Annotated in this window: 19 protein-coding genes; 16 read left to right on the forward strand and 3 right to left on the reverse strand. The window is 44.8% G+C overall.

Annotation, left to right across the window (positions count from 1 at the left end):
• Nucleotides 1-300 precede the first annotated feature (300 nt).
• Entirely contained in the window at nt 301-519 is a 219-nt protein-coding gene (locus tag NI467_RS08970; RefSeq protein WP_253152401.1) for a DUF1653 domain-containing protein, read from the forward strand.
• Nucleotides 520-813: 294 nt separating this feature from the next.
• Here NI467_RS08970 and NI467_RS08975 read toward each other — a convergent pair whose 3' ends face one another.
• From NI467_RS08975 to NI467_RS08985, 3 genes are all read right to left on the reverse strand, one after another.
• Nucleotides 814-1,020 carry a KTSC domain-containing protein gene (locus NI467_RS08975; RefSeq protein ID WP_151204532.1) on the reverse strand — a complete coding sequence of 69 codons (207 nt, stop codon included), beginning with the start codon at nt 1,018-1,020 and terminating at the stop codon, nt 814-816.
• A gap of 669 nt (nt 1,021-1,689) precedes the next feature.
• On the reverse strand, nt 1,690-3,003 hold the full coding sequence (locus NI467_RS08980; protein ID WP_253152403.1) for a peptidylprolyl isomerase: 1,314 nt from the start codon (nt 3,001-3,003) through the stop codon (nt 1,690-1,692).
• Nucleotides 3,003-5,453: an LPS-assembly protein LptD gene (locus NI467_RS08985; RefSeq protein ID WP_253152405.1), complete on the reverse strand. Its 2,451-nt coding sequence runs from the start codon at nt 5,451-5,453 to the stop codon at nt 3,003-3,005. Before NI467_RS08985 ends, NI467_RS08980 begins: the two co-directional genes overlap by 1 nt.
• 121 nt (nt 5,454-5,574) lie before the next feature.
• Here NI467_RS08985 and NI467_RS08990 point away from each other — a divergent pair, with 121 nt between their 5' ends.
• The 15 genes from NI467_RS08990 (at nt 5,575) to NI467_RS09060 (ending at nt 17,661) form a co-directional block, all read left to right on the forward strand.
• Nucleotides 5,575-6,588 carry an aminoglycoside phosphotransferase family protein gene (locus NI467_RS08990; RefSeq protein ID WP_253152407.1) on the forward strand — a complete coding sequence of 338 codons (1,014 nt, stop codon included), beginning with the start codon at nt 5,575-5,577 and terminating at the stop codon, nt 6,586-6,588.
• Complete coding sequence (murU, locus tag NI467_RS08995) at nt 6,589-7,278, forward strand: N-acetylmuramate alpha-1-phosphate uridylyltransferase MurU (RefSeq protein WP_253152409.1); 690 nt, start codon at nt 6,589-6,591, stop codon at nt 7,276-7,278.
• A gap of 85 nt (nt 7,279-7,363) precedes the next feature.
• Nucleotides 7,364-7,996: a 16S rRNA (guanine(527)-N(7))-methyltransferase RsmG gene (gene rsmG / locus NI467_RS09000; protein ID WP_253152411.1), complete on the forward strand. Its 633-nt coding sequence runs from the start codon at nt 7,364-7,366 to the stop codon at nt 7,994-7,996.
• A gap of 24 nt (nt 7,997-8,020) precedes the next feature.
• Nucleotides 8,021-8,803, forward strand: coding sequence for a ParA family protein (locus NI467_RS09005; RefSeq protein ID WP_151204526.1), 783 nt, complete (start codon nt 8,021-8,023; stop codon nt 8,801-8,803).
• On the forward strand, nt 8,800-9,687 hold the full coding sequence (locus NI467_RS09010; protein WP_151206802.1) for a ParB/RepB/Spo0J family partition protein: 888 nt from the start codon (nt 8,800-8,802) through the stop codon (nt 9,685-9,687). The genes NI467_RS09005 and NI467_RS09010 overlap by 4 nt, the downstream gene beginning before the upstream one ends.
• A gap of 37 nt (nt 9,688-9,724) precedes the next feature.
• A complete protein-coding gene (locus NI467_RS09015) occupies nt 9,725-10,363 on the forward strand; it encodes a MotA/TolQ/ExbB proton channel family protein (RefSeq protein ID WP_174659605.1) in 639 nt (212 codons plus the stop codon).
• A 9-nt stretch (nt 10,364-10,372) separates the two neighbouring features.
• Nucleotides 10,373-10,795, forward strand: coding sequence for a biopolymer transporter ExbD (locus tag NI467_RS09020; RefSeq protein ID WP_151205061.1), 423 nt, complete (start codon nt 10,373-10,375; stop codon nt 10,793-10,795).
• Nucleotides 10,795-12,522, forward strand: coding sequence for a lipid A export permease/ATP-binding protein MsbA (gene msbA / locus NI467_RS09025; protein WP_253152413.1), 1,728 nt, complete (start codon nt 10,795-10,797; stop codon nt 12,520-12,522). Before NI467_RS09020 ends, msbA begins: the two co-directional genes overlap by 1 nt.
• 3 nt (nt 12,523-12,525) lie before the next feature.
• Nucleotides 12,526-13,530: a tetraacyldisaccharide 4'-kinase gene (lpxK, locus tag NI467_RS09030; protein ID WP_253152415.1), complete on the forward strand. Its 1,005-nt coding sequence runs from the start codon at nt 12,526-12,528 to the stop codon at nt 13,528-13,530.
• A 12-nt stretch (nt 13,531-13,542) separates the two neighbouring features.
• Nucleotides 13,543-14,304, forward strand: coding sequence for a 3-deoxy-manno-octulosonate cytidylyltransferase (kdsB, locus tag NI467_RS09035; protein WP_253152417.1), 762 nt, complete (start codon nt 13,543-13,545; stop codon nt 14,302-14,304).
• A 14-nt stretch (nt 14,305-14,318) separates the two neighbouring features.
• Nucleotides 14,319-15,299, forward strand: coding sequence for a DNA polymerase III subunit delta' (locus NI467_RS09040; protein WP_253152419.1), 981 nt, complete (start codon nt 14,319-14,321; stop codon nt 15,297-15,299).
• Nucleotides 15,300-15,314: 15 nt separating this feature from the next.
• Nucleotides 15,315-15,656 (forward strand): PilZ domain-containing protein, encoded by a 342-nt coding sequence (locus NI467_RS09045; RefSeq protein WP_151205056.1) that lies wholly within the window; start codon nt 15,315-15,317, stop codon nt 15,654-15,656.
• A 28-nt stretch (nt 15,657-15,684) separates the two neighbouring features.
• Nucleotides 15,685-16,458 carry a TatD family hydrolase gene (locus NI467_RS09050; RefSeq protein ID WP_253152421.1) on the forward strand — a complete coding sequence of 258 codons (774 nt, stop codon included), beginning with the start codon at nt 15,685-15,687 and terminating at the stop codon, nt 16,456-16,458.
• Between the two features lie 39 nt (nt 16,459-16,497).
• Nucleotides 16,498-17,112, forward strand: coding sequence for a TetR/AcrR family transcriptional regulator (locus NI467_RS09055; protein WP_253152481.1), 615 nt, complete (start codon nt 16,498-16,500; stop codon nt 17,110-17,112).
• 9 nt (nt 17,113-17,121) lie between these two features.
• Complete coding sequence (locus tag NI467_RS09060) at nt 17,122-17,661, forward strand: Tfp pilus assembly protein FimT/FimU (RefSeq protein ID WP_253152423.1); 540 nt, start codon at nt 17,122-17,124, stop codon at nt 17,659-17,661.
• Nucleotides 17,662-17,704: the final 43 nt, after the last annotated feature.

Raw genomic sequence — 17,704 nt, forward strand, 5'->3', positions numbered from 1 at the left:
GCTCAATAGGCGCTTCAAGGCGTTCAAGTAAGGTTTTGAGTTGGGCGGAAGTATTTTGATCCAACATTGCTAACATCTCCAAGGGAGTAAAAATTTATTTGATAAGTAAATGATAATAGAAATGCATGAATAGGCAAAACAGTTTATTTTTGTTGGTTTAATCGTATTTGTTGATTAATAGAGGGATTCATGAAGAATTTCAGACGTATAGATGGCATGAATAATTAATTTTTCAAGTAAACTTAGCCAGCAAGCTACTATTTTTCAGCTAATATAGCGTGAGTTTTAAGGAGCAGATCAATGGACTTACAACGTGGAATTTATCAGCATTATAAGGGGCAACTTTATCAGGTGCTGCATGTCGCGACCCATAGTGAGACTGAAGAAAAATTGGTGGTTTATCAGTGTTTATATGGTGATTATTCGATTTGGGTTCGGCCACTATTGATGTTTACAGAAACAATTACTTGCCCGGATGACCGTGAGGTAGAGCGGTTTAAGCTGGTGCAAGCACTTTAAGCATTCAGAGATGGCAGGGAGAAGGTTCCACACGTTGTATCAAGAAGCAGCATAAAGCATGTTTAATGGTATTTTACTGGATATTGAACGAAAGGCTTATTATTCTTGTTGATGCCATTTGGCTCGATGACTCAAGCCAAATGTTGGTTTATGGGTGGTTGATCAGCCCATTTCTCATGCTGAAGCAGTTGATTTTTCCTCTGATTCAGCAGGATTTATATTTTATGCTCAAGATATTCCTGTCTGTGCAGGTTATTCCGTAGTAATTTATAGTTCAGCTAGTCTGATTTGCTTCTAATAAATACCGATCCGGTTAAAGTGTAGATTATATTCAAGATATTTTTGTATAAAGGCCGTTTTATCCTGACGTCTTAACAGATTGTTATACACAAATTCTGGAACTGGATGGTACAGTTCAATATCGCCATTACTATAAATAATTTTCAGGTGGCGGCTGGAAGGGCTATAAGTCCATGAGATCACGGTTAGCAGGTTTTGCATATGCTTTCCTCCACTGAATATTTATTATCTTATGTTTTGAACTTATGCCAACCGGCATTGAAGATGTATAGTTGAATTGTAAGGATCGGTAGAGGATTGTTAGAAGGTAATGGCGATTAATGGCAATGCTAGCTCATACTTAACAATAGTCTCAGTCTGCTCTAGTGAAATATTCAGCAAGAATTTTGAGCTCACTAAATATGACTCACTCGCAATAATTAGTTGATTCATTTCAATAAAAATATTTAAAGAACCTAAACTCGTATGAATAGAATGAGATGACCATAGTCATTATTTCAGTCAAGCTTAAGGCTGAATTTTTAATCAGAAATTAAAACTTTTTCTAAAGATTTATTAATTTTTTTTGCAGAGATCGTCCAAAATAATTTAGCAATAGGGTTCATAGAAAGCCTTTGTTTTATAAAATCTTTTTAAAATAAATATGTTGTAAATACCGGATTTTTCTTTACTGTTTTTTTATATCGAGATTGAATGAAGTAATAAGAAAGAGTGGGTTTTAAATATTTTGTGGAAGTATTTATAGATGAACTTGGAGCTTTAAGAAGTTACGCTCTATTGCATTTCACCCGAGAAATTAAGAAATAAAAATGCCAGTCAATTTTGAAACTGACCGGCATTAGGTTTTAGAGCTGGCGTGTTAATTTCGCCTTAATCTTTATGGTTGCGTTTAGGATCAAGCTGCGGATCTTTAATTTCAACATAAGCATTGTTGCGGATTTCGCGTAACCAGCTGTCCAGTTCGGCATCAAATTGGCGCTCACCCAAAATCTGGCGTGCCATACGTTCCTGATATTCCTGAGTCATATCTTGTTGACGGGTATCAGTCACTTGCAGAATATGCCAGCCAAACTGAGACTGGAATGGTGTGCTAAATTGGCCAACAGGTGTATTTTTCATGCGTTCTTCAAACTCAGGTACCATCACTCCCGGACTTACCCAGCCCAAGCTGCCGCCATCACGGGCCGAACCCGGATCACTGGAGAAAGTGGAAGCCAGCACGGTGAAGTCTTCGCCCTGTTTTAAGCGGTTGTACAGGCTGTCAATCATTTGTTTGGCATTTTCAGGGCTTACCACTTCAGATGGCTGAATTAGAATATGCCGAGTGAGGTACTGGGGAACAAGTGCCTTTTTCTCACCACCTTTACGTTCCACAAGCTTGAGTACATGTACTCCGTCAGCAGCCGTAATCAGTTCTGAGGTCTGGCCAGGCTGTAGCGTCGTAATACGTGCGGCAAGCTCGGCTGGAACTTCTGCCAGGTTGCGCATGCCCATATCAGCAGCTTCAACCTGCACACCAGCGCTGGTATATTTTTTGCTGATAGCCTGAATATCGTTGGTCTTGCTCAGCTCATTTTTTACTTGGTTGACCACTTGTGCAGCATGCTTGCCTGTAATGCGTAAATGCAAGACATGCACCTGACTGCCGAGCAAAGCTTGACCTTGTGGTGTATTCAGGAAGTTTTTCACGTCCTGATCACTAATCTGGATACGTGATGTCACAATTTGCTGGCGCAGGCGGTTGAGTGCCAAATCTTCCGCAATGCGGTTACGCAAAGACGCATAGGTATTTGGTGCCATAGCATCCAGTTTTTGCTGAAAGGCTTCGAGGCTCGATGACCCAGAGTCATGGGCAACTTTCAATACAGCTTCGTTTAACGCTTTTTCGTCTGGACGGATGTTATAGCGTTTCACTTGTTCCAGTTGTGCCTGACGTAAAATCAGTTGTTCCAGCGCCTGCTGCTCTAAATAGGGCTGGGGTGGCACCTGCTTGTTCTGCTTTTGCAGCTGGTGAGTAACTTCAGCTACGCTTTGGGCCAGATCACTACGCAGAATAACGCTATTGTCGACAACAGCTACGACTTCATCTTTAGGTTGAGCAATAGCAAACGTGGTCATTGCTGAAGAAAGGCACAGTGCCAATGCGGTCGCTTTAAAAAAATGTTTTAACTGTTTTGTCTTCATTAACGTTCTGTCCAAGTTTGATTGATATTGTTAAAACCTAGAATGCGATTTTCTAGTAATGAAGTGAGTTTGTTGCTTAACCCACCGAGGCCTTTCAAGGTCACTTCAGCCATAATTGCGCGTTTGGCTTTGACGCCCGAATCATTCACATCGTCCAGGTCATTATAATATGAACGTCCATATACCGACATGCCCCAACAGCATGACTCATAGTTTACGCCAAGTAAATATTCACGTGCCACGCTATTGTCCAGATCAAACTGGGCATGTCCAACCAGACGCCAGTTGTTGGCAATGGGCTGGATAAATGAGCCCACCACCTGATCATAACGATCCTGGCGCTCTGGAATATCTTTGCGATAGAAATAGCCTAAGTTATACAGGTTGCCCTGGTCACCCGTATAATAAACCTGCAAATCGCGCTGGGCATTATCGCCATTGGACATCCAGCTGGAGTTAAGATTGACATGGAGATTGCTGGAGAGTTGGCTGGTCAGCTGAATCACAGGGCCAGTATGGCTTTCACGATCAAACTTATCCGTGTCTTGTTCCAGGGTTACACGACGGTCTTCAAAAAAGAAACTTTGGCCGATACTGGCACGTAAACGCTCTAGACCGTCTTCATTAAATAGGCTATAGCTCAGCCCTAAAGATGCGAAGTTATTGTCTTCTAAACGGTCATGGCCATAAAAACGGCGTGGACTGAATAGTTGATCATAATTAATCGATGCCACCACCGAGTCAAAATTCGGCTGGTTTTGCTGATTTTCATAGGGTGAATAAGCATAGAACAGGCGAGGGCTTAAGGTTTGTAAATAACGCCCTTCTTTTTCAAAAGTCAGGCCCGTATCCAGCGTGAATTCTGGTACCACCACCGAGTTGTTCTCACTGGATGAGCTGCGGTTCTGAGTTTCTTCATCATAAAAAGTATTGATGTTACGGACAGATACTTCTGGAATGACAAATGACCACGGCGTACGATGATTATAACGTACTGAAAAGTCATTATAGATTCGCGTTCCACTTGGTTGATAAACAGTACCATTTGGATTGGCCTCTTTAATATTTCTCAGATCTTTCTGGAAATAGGCCGTATCGTTATTAAACTCAGCCTCGAAACCAAGCGGATTGCCCCGTTTATAATTCACCAAAAGCTGTGGCAAACGGGCATAAGGGCGGTCTTCATCGGACACACTCGGATCAAGCGTCTGGAAGTCTTCAACTTTGAAGAGCGCTTTCAGTCCAGGAATACCATTTTGATAGTTCAGTTCCCATGCACGGCGCAGGTTTAGGTCAGTTTTTGAATCCGGGTTGTTGTCCAGATCAGAGAAAAAATCTTTGTCCGACGCATAGTTATACTCTAAATGGGTAGAAAACTGATCATTGATTTGCCAGTTATGCAGGAAATGCAGGTTTTTCCGGTCTTCATTGTCATAGCTTTCGTCGGATGGCAGATAGCCCCCCCAGATCTGGCCTGCACCAAAGTTTTCAGTTAAGTAGCGGAACTCCGCATCCAGCATCGCACCACGGTCACCGATATACCGCGGCGTCACAGTCGCATCATATTGTGGCGCCAGATTCAAATAGACGGGTACACCAAGTTCCAGGCCGCCATCATTGGTAAAGCCAAAGGTTGGGGTGAGAATACCTGTCGTGCGGCGGTCATCAATCGGGAAGTTGAAATAAGGCACCGCCAAAACAGGAACGTCTTTAACGTATAGTTTGGTATTGCGAGTTTCCCCGCGCCCGGTTTCCAGGTTTAGCTTGATTTCGTCTGCCTGAATTTTCCAGGTCGGTTTTTGCTCAGGTGGACAGGTGGAATAAGTGGCATTTTCCAGCTCAAGGGTATTGTCTGAGGTCTTGGCAATCTTTTCTGCACGGCCATGGGCATGTTGCTGTTCTGCAATATAAAAACTGTTGTTCAGGTCGCCTTGCTGGGTTTTTAAATTATAATTGATATCATCACTTTGCGAGATCAGGCCGCCCTGTGCCAGCTGCACATGTCCTTCTGCCTGGGCATAGGTTTGAGTCTGATCAATGGTAACTCTTTCTGCACGAATCTGGCGGCCTTGCTGGTCTATAAGTACATTACCTTCCAGATAAGAATCACCTGTCGGATTATAATGTCCATAATCTGCCGTAATAGTCGAAGTCGCCTGTTCTGGATCAATCGCCGGTGTATCCGGTGAAATCGGGGTAATCCAGGCACCCTCACAATAAGCTGAACTTAACGCTTTGCCTTGGCGCTGCTGGGCTTCTGGAGCAGACTTGTCGATATAATACTGGGAGAAAAATGCTTCACCTGGATAGGTCTCATTAATGCGCTGTTTGAGTTGTTCTGCATTTACATCGGATGAGACAGTTGATGCAGCATAGCTTGATGCTGAGCTGCCACATAAAAGGGTTAAGATCGCAGTCGCTAGAGGGTTGATTTTAAAGTGATGCTTCATTTGTCTCATTAACCAATCATGCTTTTATCGCAATTAATTATTGTCGCATCATAGAGAAAAAGTTGATAAGTAGCTACACTTAGCACTTTAAAAACTCAGCCTGTATTAGAATATATTGCAAATGAACACACCACGCGAACAATCAATACAATCCTGGATTGCCTCTGTACTTGGTTCAGATCAGTTTGAAACTCATTTTTTAGCAGGCGATGCTAGCTTCCGTCGTTATGCACGAATCAAACTGAATAATAAAACATTTATGCTCATGGATGCACCTCCAGAAAAAGAAGATTGTGTGCCTTTTGTGACGATTGATGAGTTTTTTGATGTACATGGCGTGCGCGTTCCGCATATCGTGTCCAAAGACTTGAAACAAGGCTTTTTGCTGCTAGAAGATTTTGGTGATGTATTGCTGTCCAATCTGCTGAATGATGAAACGGTGGATGCCTATTATGAGCAGAGTTTTAAGCAGTTAATCCAGTTGCAATCGATTCCGGGAGAAGGTCAGCTTCCTGTCTACTCTTATGAAAAGCTGATCTCAGAAATGGAGCTGCTGACGGACTGGATGTTGCCAGCTCTAAAAATTCAGCCGACAGAAGCTGATACTGCCCTGATTAAACGTACTTTTGCAATTCTGGCCAATGCGGCTCTGGCACAGCCACAAGTGATTGTACATCGTGATTTTCATAGCCGTAACCTGATGAAAATTGAGAATGAGACTGAGCTGGGCGTGATTGATTTTCAGGATGCGGTGATCGGTGCAGATACCTATGACCTGATTTCAATCACTCGTGATGCTTATGTACAGTGGAATGCAGACCGCGTCTATCAGTGGTTTAAAATATTCTACGACCTGTTACCGGCAGCATCCAAGCAAGAACGTGATTTTGAGCAGTTTAAAAAAGATGCCGATATGATGGCGATTCAGCGTCATATCAAGATTTTGGGTATTTTTGTACGTTTGTTTGAACGCGATGGTAAGTCAGCTTATCTCAAAGACCTGCCACGGGTGATGTGGTATCTGCTGCAAGAGACCAAACCGTATGCAGAATTACAGCCATTCATGCAATTCATGCATGAAAAAGTCATGCCAGCCTTTGAAGCAAAATATGGTTTATACGAGGTGGCTGCTTAAATGAAAGCCATGATTTTAGCTGCGGGCCTCGGTAATCGCATGCGTCCATTAACCCTCTATAAACCAAAGCCATTACTGGAAGTGGGTGGTAAGCCTTTAATTGTTTGGCATATTGAAAAGCTTAAACAGATTGGAGTGACTGAAATTGTCATCAACTCTGCCTGGCTGGCCGATGTGCTGATTGGTGCACTGGGTGATGGTTCACAGTTTGGTGTCAATATTCGCTGGACACGTGAGGCTGAAGGCTTGGAAACGGCGGGGGGTATTATCAATGCCTTACCATTATTAGGAAATGAGCCATTTATTCTGGTCAATGGTGATGTCTGGACCACGATGGATTTTGCGCCGCTATTAAAGATTGAGCTGGCTGAAAATCTGGCTCATCTGGTTCTGGTGCAAAATCCGGAACAGCATCCGCAAGGTGACTTTACGCTGGCTGAAGGAAAGGCATATACCTTTGAGCAGTCAGTCACAGGTGAAAACCTGACCTTTAGCGGTGTATCGGTGATTGATCCTAAAATGTTCGAGGGACTGGAGGCCGGAAAGCGTCCTTTAGCACCTTTATTAAAAGCGGCGATGCTGGAAAAAAAAGTCGCTGCCTCTAAACTATCCGGTCTTTGGGTGGATGTGGGCACACCTGAACGTTTAATTGCACTGGATTTGGCGATCCGTGAAGGGAAGTCTACTTAAGTGAATATTCACTAAGCACTCCCTACTGTCCCAATATAGAGAAATCGGTATACTTCCACCTAACTTTTTCGAGCGTTGATTGTTTATGCACACGTTTTTTCAAGAACTAAAGCAGGGTAGCCAGGCTTTAGGTTTAGTGCTGTCTGATGAAGCTTTAAATTTATTACTTAAGTACCAGGATGCTTTGGTGCTTTGGAATAAAGCATACAATTTGACCGCGATTCGTGATCCTAAGGAGATGCTGGTCAAGCATCTGCTTGATAGTCTGAGCATCTTGAAAGATCTGCCAGCAGGTCGTCTGCTGGATATTGGCACAGGTGGCGGTATGCCGGGTATGATCATTGCGCTCTGTCAGCCGGAGCGTGAATGTGTGCTACTCGATTCAAACGGTAAGAAAATCCGTTTCCTGAAGCAGTTTATTGCTGATTTAAAATTAAAAAATGTCATCGCGGTACAAACCCGTGTAGAAAATGAAGACAGTATCAATGAGCTGGGCCAGTTTGATGTGATTACCAGTCGTGCATTTGCCTCATTGACTGACTTTGTCAATGCCTCTCGGCCGTATATGCATGAGCAAAGTATTATTGCCTCTATGAAAGGCTTGATTCCTGCCGATGAAGTGGATGCATTGAAAGATGAGTTTTGCTGTCAGATTATTGAGCTGAAAGTTCCGCGTTTAGACGAACAGCGTCATTTACTTTTATTAAAACATATTTGATATTTTCAAAGGATTGGGGTCAACATGGCACAAATTATTGCGATTGCAAACCAAAAGGGTGGTGTCGGTAAAACCACAACCGCAGTAAATTTGGCGGCATCCTTAGCTGTGTTAAAAAAACGTGTTTTACTGGTGGATATGGATTCACAGGGAAACGCGACCATGGGCTCAGGCATTCAAAAGAATGACCTGCTGTATTCGATTACGGACGTATTGCTGGGTGAAGTGCCGATTGAAACCGCTATTACCAAGGCGGAAGTCGGTTATAAGGTTTTAGGTGCCAACCGTGACCTGGCTGGGGTAGAGCTGGCGATTGCGGAGCAAAAAGGGCGTGAATTCATTTTGCGCGAAGCATTGCAGGAAGTCGAATCTGCATTCGACTATATTATTGTGGACTGTGCTCCAAGTTTGAGTCTGATTACTGTCAATGCTCTGGCTGCAGTCGATGGCGTGATTATTCCAATGCAGTGTGAGTACTATGCGCTGGAGGGGTTGGCAGATCTGACCCAGACCATTGATCGGATCCAGCAGGCGCTGAATCCGGAACTCCAAATCGTGGGTGTATTGCGTACCATGTATGATGCACGTAATGCCCTGACTCGTGATGTTTCTGAAGAACTCGAACAGTATTTTGGGCAAAAGCTGTATGACACCGTGATCCCGCGTAATGTCCGTCTGGCAGAAGCTCCGGCACACGGTTTGCCGGTGATTTATTTTGAGAAAAGTTCAAAGGGTGCAGTTGCTTATTTAAATCTGGCGGCTGAAGTATTAAAGAAAAGCAGAGTGAAAAAAGGAAGTAAAGCATGACCGTCAAGAAACGTGGACTCGCCAAAGGTCGTGGTTTGGATGCCTTGCTGGGATCAATTCAAAAAGAAAAATTACAACTTGAAGCTCAAGGCCTCGATCATGGCCAGTTGAAACAGATTGATGTAAATTTGCTCAAACGTGGTGAATACCAGCCTCGCCGTCATATTAAAGAACAGGATTTGCAGGAACTGGCCGCCTCGATTGAAAAGCATGGCATCATGCAGCCTATCGTGATTCGTCCGGTCGATGATGAGCGTTATCCATATGAAATTATTGCGGGCGAACGTCGCTGGCGTGCGGCGCAACTGGCGGGCCTGACAGAGATCCCGGCAATTGTCCGTAATCTGAATGATCAGGTGGCGATTGCACTGGCCCTGATTGAAAATATCCAGCGTCAGGATCTGAATCCGATTGATCAGGCAATGGCCTTGCAGCGCTTCCATGATGAGTTTGGTCTGAGTCATCAGGAAATTGCCGATACGGTCGGTAAAGCACGTACCACTGTCAGTAACCTGTTGCGCCTGTTGACCTTGGCAGAAGAAGTTAAGGACTTTATGCAGCAGGGCTTGCTGGATATGGGTCACGCGCGTGCCATCCTGACCTTAAAAACCAAAGACCAGCTGAAAGTTGCCGATATGGTGATTGAAAAGAGTTTGTCGGTACGTCAGACTGAACAGCTGGTGCGTGATTTCAATATGCCTAAAACAGAAAAGCAGAAAGCGGCAATCGCACCGGATATTCAGCAATTAAGCCAGCGTTTATCTGAACGTTTCAGTGCAGACGTTAAAATTGACTATAACCGCCAAGGTAAAGGAAAATTGGTGATCAGCTATCACTCTCTGGAAGAGCTGGATGGTATTCTTGCAATTTTGGGTGATGAATAAATAATTTATAATTTGTTTTTATTGGGGAATAAATCAGATGTGGGAATTGGTCAAAGCAGGCGGTTGGCTTATGCTGCCGCTGGTATTGTGTTCGATTTTTATGGTCGCAATTTCGGTCGAGCGGCTCATTCGCTTAAAAAAGAGTCTGGTACTGCCAAGCTCACTTCTGATAGGTCCGACACAGGGGGCAGATGAGGCCATCGAAAAGCTGCAGCAGAGTGCGACCTTAAAAAGCAGCGCATTGGGGCGGATCTTTAGTGTCGGTGCAGAGGCACGTGATGAGTCCGAGCAGTATGCCCGCGCGCAGATGGAAGCGATGGCATCTCAGGAAATCACCTATTTAGAAAAAAATATCAACTTTCTGGGGACTTTAAGCGCAGTAGCTCCGTTGCTGGGTTTGCTCGGAACCGTGATCGGAATTATTGAATCCTTTCTGATGATTGATATTGGCACAAACAGTGATCCGGTGCTGATGATGCCGGGAATTTCCAAAGCCCTGATCACCACAGCAGCTGGGATGTTGATTGCAGTTCCTGCGGTGTTTGCACATCGTTATTTTCAGCGTCTGGTACAGGAATATGTCGCAGAACTTGAACAGCAGGCGACCTTGTTTCATGCTAGTTTGTTCTACCGCCATGCTTCGGATGTCAAAGAACACATCAAGAAAGCAGGTTAGGGGCAGGCGATGAAATTTAAACGCAATCAGGTCGAGGATGTGCATATCAATCTCACGCCGATGATTGACTGTCTGCTGTTTATTCTGGTGTTTTTATTGCTGTCTACCACGTTTAACCAGATGAGCCGGATGAACCTGACATTGCCTGATGCACAGGGGGTGCCACCGAAAAATTTTGATCAGAAAATTGAAGTGATTGTAGATGCCAATGGTCACTATGCGGTCAACGGTCAGTCTATAGCGAGTAAAGAAGCGGCTGATCTTAATACCGCAATTAAACAGATTTCGAATGAGCGCCGTGATTTAATGTTTGTGATTGCAGCGGATGCAAAAGCAAGTCATCAGGATGTTATTCGTGTCATGGATGTAGCAGGGCAGCTTGGCTTTGTGAATGTCAATATCAGTACGAAAGTACCAACTCGAGGTTATTAGTGAAGCACGATTTCAAGGTCTATCTTCGCCTGCTAAGTTATTTAAAGCCCTTCTGGGGAATAGCATTGCTTGTTCTTCTGGGTTTTACCATTAATGCGGCAACAGAGGTTTCTGTCGCCAAATTACTGGAACATATTATTGAGGCGATTGAAAATCGAGATCAGGGCTTTACTTCACTTTTCCCTTTCCTGGTCGTCATATTGATGTTCTTCCGTGGTCTGGGGCTGTTTCTGGGTGGTTATTATACGGCGGTCATTTCCCGTAATCTGGTGTTTAATATCCGGCAGGAAGTGTTTGCGAAATTATTGCGTTTACCCGCACAATATTTTCTCGACAATACCAGCGGCCATATTACGGCTAAAATCATGTATAACGTCGAGCAGCTCACAGGAGCCTCAACAGAAGCACTCAGAACCATCATACAGCAAGGTTTGATCACCATTGCTTTGTTGGGCTATCTCCTATATAGCAACTGGCGTTTGACCTTATGTATTCTGGTTTTTGGACCAGTCATTGGCTTGATTATTCGTCAGGCGGCCAAACGCATGCGCCGGCTTTCTCAGCAGGTGCAGGACACGATGGGCGATGTCAACCATGTGGTGCAGGAAACGGTCAATGCCAATCTGGTTGTAAAAGGTTTCGGTGGTCAGAGTTATGAGCAGGAACGTTTTCGCTATAACTCGATGGAAAACCTGCGCCGTGGTTTGAAAATGGTTGCGGTACAGCAGCTGAACAGTCCGGTTGTACAGCTGATCATGTCTATTTCCCTCAGCATTGTGATGTTTATTGCCTTGCGCCCAGAGATCCTACGCGACACTTCTGCGGGTGAATTTGTGGCTTATATTACCGCTGCCGGCATGCTGGCCAGACCAATCAAAGCCTTGACCGATGTAAATGAGAAAATTCAGCGCGGTATGGCAGCAGCACATTCAGTCTTTGACCTTCTAGATATGCCGGAAGAGCAGAATAGCGGAACGCTGACCGATTCATTAAAAGGCGAGATCCAGTTTGAAAGGGTCAATCTGATCTATGCGGATGGTCATCATGCAATTCATGATTTCAGTCTGAAAGTTAAAGCAGGTGAAACCGTAGCGCTGGTCGGGCGTTCTGGTGCCGGTAAAACCTCGCTGGTCAATCTGTTGGTCCGTTATCAGGAAGTGAGCTCGGGGCAGATTTTACTGGATCAAAAACCGATTACTGATTTTGAGCTCACCGCTTTACGCACCCAGATTGCGATGGTGAACCAGCAAGTCGTGCTGTTTAACCGTACTGTACGTGAAAATATTGCCTATGGTCAGCTGGAAAATGCCACGGATGCAGAAGTGATTGCAGCGGCTAAAGCGGCTTATGCGCATGATTTTATTATGGCTTTACCGCAGGGCTATGATACCCCTCTGGGTGCTCAAGGCTTGAACTTGTCTGGCGGACAGCGTCAACGTATTGCGATTGCCCGGGCAATCTTGAAAGATGCACCGATTCTGATTCTGGATGAAGCCACGAGTGCGCTGGATAATGAATCTGAATATTATATTCAGCGTGCTTTTGATCAAGCCATGCAAGGTCGTACGACTATTGTGATTGCTCACCGCCTCTCCACAATTGAAAATGCAGACCGGATTGTGGTGATGGATCAGGGACGTATTGTCGAGCAGGGCAGCCATGCCGAACTGATCGCGTGTCAAGGAGCGTATTATCAGCTGCATCAACGTAACTTCGAGGAGTCTTAAGTCATGGCTTTGGCACAGATCATTCAGGATGCTTGGAATGCACAGGCAAAGTGGCTGGTGGTGCTGCGTCCCTTGTCATGGCTCTATCGTCTGGGTTTTGTGAGCAATCAGTGGCTTTACCGCAAAGGAATCAAGACCAGTTATACGGCTCCTGTCCCGGTTATGGTGATTGGTAATATTACAGTAGGAGGGAGCGGTAAAACCCCCTTACTGATTCACTTGGTAGAGTATTTAACGCAAAAAGGTGTGCGGGTCGGGGTGATTAGCCGGGGTTATGGCGGGAAAGGTGCTTTTCCTGCTTATGTCGATTTAAATACTGCACCAGAGGTGGTGGGAGATGAACCTGCCTTGATTGTTCAGGCGACCGGTGTGCCGATGGCCGTAGGGCCTAATCGCCAGAAAAGTATTGAGCTTTTACTGGAAAAGCATGCGCTGGATCTGGTGATCTGCGATGATGGTTTACAGCACTGGGCTTTAAATCGTCAGATTGAGTGGATTGTGCTGGACAATAATCGCGGTCTGGGCAACCAGAAGCTCTTGCCAGAAGGTTATCTGCGTGAACCGGTGACGCGGCTGGAGACGGGTACCATCATTGAACATGCCGCCAATCCGACCTCTTCTTTACATATGCATCTGGCTGCATCACAGCCTTATCTATTGAATCAGGACAGTAGTAAAAGCTTTGATCCTGAAACTAATTTTTATGCCGTAGTCGGTATTGGTTTTCCACAACGTTTTTATCAGACACTGGAAAGCCTTGGTTTGCAGCAGTTCCAGTGCCATGAATTTCCAGATCATCATGATTATGCAATTGAAGATCTGCAATTTGAAGATAATCATCCCATCATTACCACTGAAAAAGATGCGGTCAAAATGATGACATTGCTCCAGAAATACCCAGATTATCAGCGTGAAATCTGGGTGGTACCGGTAAATGCGGTCTTGTCTGATGCCTGTTATTCGGTATTACAACAGCAATTGCTCCAACAGGGTATTTCCATTTCCTAAGGTTTATTTTCGATGAAACATATAGTCATTCCTGCACGATTTTCGAGTTCACGTTTACCTGGTAAACCTTTGCTGAATATTCATGGACGTCCCATGATTCTGCGTGTGGTCGATCAGGCTAAAAAAGTACAGGGTTTTGACGATCTGTGTGTGGCGACCGATGATCAACGTATTGCAGAAGTCTGCCAGGCCGAAGGTGTGGATGTGGTGCTGACTTCAGCTGATCATCCTTCCGGTACGGACCGTTTAAGCGAAGTGGCTCGAATCAAGGGTTGGGCGAGTGATGACATCATTGTAAACGTGCAGGGCGATGAACCTTTACTGCCGGCACAACTGGTGAAGCAGGTGGCGCAGTTGTTGGAAGATCAGCCAACCTGCTCGATGTCGACTCTCTGTGAGCCTATTTATCAGCTAGCAGAATTTAAGCGTGACAGCATTGTTAAAGTGGTGATGTCAAAACACAATCAAGCGCTGTATTTTAGCCGTGCCACCATTCCTTATGACCGTGAGGGAGCCAAGCTGGCTGAACCAAAGCTGCATGATCAGGCCTATCGTCATTTAGGCTTATATGCCTATCGGGTCAAACTGTTACAAGAATATGTGACCTGGGAAATGGGTGTGCTAGAGAAACTGGAATCTCTAGAACAATTACGGGTACTGGAAAATGGACACCGTATTGCCATTGCGGTGGCTGAAGCCAATTTGCCGCCAGGGGTGGATACCCAGGAAGATCTGGATCGATTGAATCAGATGGATCTTTCCCATTTCGCCTAAGAAGAGTCAAATACATGCCTTTTGATGTCAAAGCACAGATTTATCCATGGCAGCAACAGGTTTGGGAAACGTTGACTGGCCGTTTTCCCAAACTGGGGCATGGGTTATTATTTTATGGAAAAAAAGGTTGCGGTAAAGAGGCTTTTAGCCAGCAGTTTTTGGCTTGGATATTGTGCCTGAATCGTCAGCCTGCCGGCGCCTGTGGTGAATGCGGCAGCTGTCAGTGGCTCAAAGCCGATACCCATCCGAATTATGTGCACATCAGCACGGATGAAGACAATAAAAAACAGAACGCCAAAATCAGGATTGAAAAAATTCGCGATCTTTTGCCTTTTGTGCAACAGACCGTAGATGGCTGGCGGGTCATTGTGATTGAACCGGCAGAAGCCCTGAATATTGCCTCTTCGAATGCTTTGTTAAAAACCCTGGAAGAGCCGGGTGAAAATATTGTCATTATCCTGCTCGCCGATCATTATCTGAAATTACCGGCCACAATCCGGAGTCGCCTGCAACACTTTGCTTTGGACCGGATTTCAGCTGAGCAGTTTAGTGCGCATGTACAGCAACAATTGCCTGACGCAGGTTCAAGCCAGCAACAGCTGCTGATGAGCCTGTCAAATCAGATGCCTTTACAGGCAGTTGAAGTGGCTCAAAGTAGCTGGCTGCCTTTACGTCAGGAATTTCTGGCAGACTGGAGCAAACTGGTCACCCAAAAAAATATGCCGATGGCAATTGCGACCAAGTGGAATAAACGCTTGAGTTTTAGTGAATTTGGTCAAATGTTTGAATACTTGTTGTCCGATTTGATTTGTGTCAAGCTAAATCAGGCGGTAAAAAACATTGATTTGAACTTCGATGTGCTGGCCGAACAATATTCATTAGAAACACTTTTTAAAATTTATGAAGATTTTCAGCAAGCCAAGCGATATCTCGAGCAGAACGTACAAAGTAATCTGGTACTCGATGAATTGTGTATCAAGCTGATGAATCTTTAATTAAGGGGAAACGATATGCAACCACGTATGGGCGGGATTATTCATGCCAATATAGCGGATCTGGAAACGCTCTTTGCCAGTTACATGCCTTATGTGGTTGGTGGTGGACTTTTTATTCCTTCCAAGCAGCCCGTTAAACTCGGTGAGGAGGTTTTTGTATTAACCACTTTGCCTGAACAAAGCCAGAAAATTCCGTTAACCGGTAAGGTGATCTGGGTGTCCCAAAAGCAAAATGGCCTCAAACCACAAGGCTTCGGGATCCAGTTGACAGGTGAAAAAGGCGTTTTTTTCAAAAATGAAGCAGAACGTCTGGTTGCAGGTCTTAAATCTGTAGGACGTAAAAGTTACACTATGTAGTTAATTTACCTTTGGTAGGAAACTCATTGTGTTTGTAGATACTCATTGTCATTTAACGATGCTTGATTTAACACCTTATGATGGTGATCTGGATCAGGCCCTTGCGCAGGCTCGTGAAGCAGGTGTATCAAAGTTCATGAGTATCTCGGTCGATCTGGATGATCATATCGAGCTGGCCAAGATTGCGGCGCGTCATGCAGATGTCGGTTATACCGTCGGCGTTCATCCTTGTGAAGAAGCTGCTACTATGGCGCGTGCCACCACAGAATATCTGGTGGAGCTGGCGCAGCCTGAAAAAGTCTGGGCAATTGGCGAGACTGGCCTGGATTATTATCATAGTACCGACTTCATTTCTGAACAGAAAGACTGTTTTGCCCGTCATATTCATGCTTCACAAATCGTGAAAAAACCGGTGGTGGTACATACCCGCGCGGCCAAGCACGATACAGTTGACATCATTCGTGCAGAAAAATCTACGCATGGGATTTTGCACTGTTTTACCGAAGATTGGGCAACCGCCAAAGCAGTTTTAGACTGCGGCTACTATGTTTCCTTTTCAGGCATTATTTCTTTTAAAAATGCCCAGGATCTGCGTGATGTTGCTAGGCAGGTTCCGCTGGACCGAGTGCTGATTGAAACCGATAGTCCTTATCTGGCTCCGATGCCGTATCGCGGTAAATCTAATGAGCCTAAATACGTTCCTTATGTAGCCAAAGCGCTTTGCGATGTATATGATAAGTCGCTAGAAGAAATGGCTGAAATCACAAAGCAAAACTTTGAGAACCTGCTTAATTTAAAGTAAATAAAGTTAGATAAGAGACAAGAGAGTTATAGGGTGAAGATGGATCGTCAGGCTCAGTTTCGAGCAAGAGAAACCTTAATTTTTCAAGTGGCAGAGCAGCTTCTGCTGGAAAATGGTGAAGCAGGCATGACTCTGGATGCACTTGCTGCCGAGCTTGATCTGGCCAAAGGGACACTCTATAAACACTTTCAAAGTAAAGATGAACTGTACATGCTGCTGATTATCCGTAATGAGCGCATGTTGCTGGAAATGATCCAGGACAGTGACAAGGCTTTTCCTGAACATCTGGCTTTCTTTATGCTGCACCATTTACATCATCCTGAACGTACGGTCCTGTTTCACCAGATTGAAGAACGACTTTCAACAACGGGTGTGGGAATTCAGCATCTGTTTAGCGAACTTTATCAGGTGCGTAAACAACGTTTACGTCTGATTATCCGTATGACTGAAACTTATCTGGCTTCCATCAATAGCAGTATGTCGGTACGTGATTATCTGGCCTCAATCTGGTCACTGACTTATGGTGCGGCAGCGATTCTGAATTCTAGCTTCTATCAGCGTTATCTGGGTTCACGAGATACTTTGCGGGTTGCTTATATTGATCAGGCTCTGGCTTTGCCCAAACACCTGCATTCAGTCGGGCAATTGGTCTAAGGTTTGGATATGACCAGTTCTCCTTATCACATCCGTGGATTTACCTTAGTAGAACTAATGGTCGTCATTGTGATTATGGGAATTATGGCCTCACTGGTTTTGATAAATACAGGCGGGGTCGAGCAGCGTAAAGCCATGCAGGCGAGGGAAGTTCTGCTGCTGGACCTACAGCGTATTTTAAGAGAAGCCAATGATCAGTCACGTATATTGGCATTGACTATTCAGCCTGCGACAGATGTGACGCCGTTTCGTTATGCGGTCACAGAATATCGACCACAGACCCAGTCCGCGATCAATGAACAAAAATGGCAGAATTATGCAGAATTTAAGCTGCGTAATTTACCGGAGCAGGTGTCTTTTCAGGTACAGTCTCTGGAACAGCGTTATACAAATGCTCAGAACCCTGACCTGACTCAGGCAGATACGCCCAAGCTGATCTGGCTGGGCAATGGTGAAGTGAAACCGGTACGTATCCAGTTTTTTCTGGAAAACCGTGAAGTAGGCCATCCAATAGAAATTGATCATCTGGGTAAAATCAATGCCGGCTAAAGATTTCATGCATGGGGCTGTATTGAACCGAGTGCCGAAACAA

The organism is Acinetobacter sp. S4397-1 (genome assembly GCF_024129285.1).
Lineage (GTDB): Bacteria > Pseudomonadota > Gammaproteobacteria > Pseudomonadales > Moraxellaceae > Acinetobacter > Acinetobacter lwoffii_C.

What these genes read in the sequence shown, in the direction of transcription:
- NI467_RS08975 (WP_151204532.1), bottom strand. Translation starts at nt 1,020, where the DNA reads ATGCAAAACCTGCTAACCGTGATCTCATGGACTTATAGCCCTTCCAGC.
- rsmG (WP_253152411.1), top strand. Translation starts at nt 7,364, where the DNA reads ATGCACACGTTTTTTCAAGAACTAAAGCAGGGTAGCCAGGCTTTAGGT.
- NI467_RS09060 (WP_253152423.1), top strand. Translation starts at nt 17,122, where the DNA reads ATGACCAGTTCTCCTTATCACATCCGTGGATTTACCTTAGTAGAACTA.
- lpxK (WP_253152415.1), top strand. Translation starts at nt 12,526, where the DNA reads ATGGCTTTGGCACAGATCATTCAGGATGCTTGGAATGCACAGGCAAAG.
- kdsB (WP_253152417.1), top strand. Translation starts at nt 13,543, where the DNA reads ATGAAACATATAGTCATTCCTGCACGATTTTCGAGTTCACGTTTACCT.
- NI467_RS09040 (WP_253152419.1), top strand. Translation starts at nt 14,319, where the DNA reads ATGCCTTTTGATGTCAAAGCACAGATTTATCCATGGCAGCAACAGGTT.
- NI467_RS08990 (WP_253152407.1), top strand. Translation starts at nt 5,575, where the DNA reads ATGAACACACCACGCGAACAATCAATACAATCCTGGATTGCCTCTGTA.
- NI467_RS08970 (WP_253152401.1), top strand. Translation starts at nt 301, where the DNA reads ATGGACTTACAACGTGGAATTTATCAGCATTATAAGGGGCAACTTTAT.
- NI467_RS09045 (WP_151205056.1), top strand. Translation starts at nt 15,315, where the DNA reads ATGCAACCACGTATGGGCGGGATTATTCATGCCAATATAGCGGATCTG.
- NI467_RS09020 (WP_151205061.1), top strand. Translation starts at nt 10,373, where the DNA reads ATGAAATTTAAACGCAATCAGGTCGAGGATGTGCATATCAATCTCACG.
- NI467_RS08985 (WP_253152405.1), bottom strand. Translation starts at nt 5,453, where the DNA reads ATGAAGCATCACTTTAAAATCAACCCTCTAGCGACTGCGATCTTAACC.
- murU (WP_253152409.1), top strand. Translation starts at nt 6,589, where the DNA reads ATGAAAGCCATGATTTTAGCTGCGGGCCTCGGTAATCGCATGCGTCCA.
- NI467_RS09010 (WP_151206802.1), top strand. Translation starts at nt 8,800, where the DNA reads ATGACCGTCAAGAAACGTGGACTCGCCAAAGGTCGTGGTTTGGATGCC.
- NI467_RS08980 (WP_253152403.1), bottom strand. Translation starts at nt 3,003, where the DNA reads ATGAAGACAAAACAGTTAAAACATTTTTTTAAAGCGACCGCATTGGCA.
- NI467_RS09005 (WP_151204526.1), top strand. Translation starts at nt 8,021, where the DNA reads ATGGCACAAATTATTGCGATTGCAAACCAAAAGGGTGGTGTCGGTAAA.
- NI467_RS09055 (WP_253152481.1), top strand. Translation starts at nt 16,498, where the DNA reads ATGGATCGTCAGGCTCAGTTTCGAGCAAGAGAAACCTTAATTTTTCAA.
- NI467_RS09015 (WP_174659605.1), top strand. Translation starts at nt 9,725, where the DNA reads ATGTGGGAATTGGTCAAAGCAGGCGGTTGGCTTATGCTGCCGCTGGTA.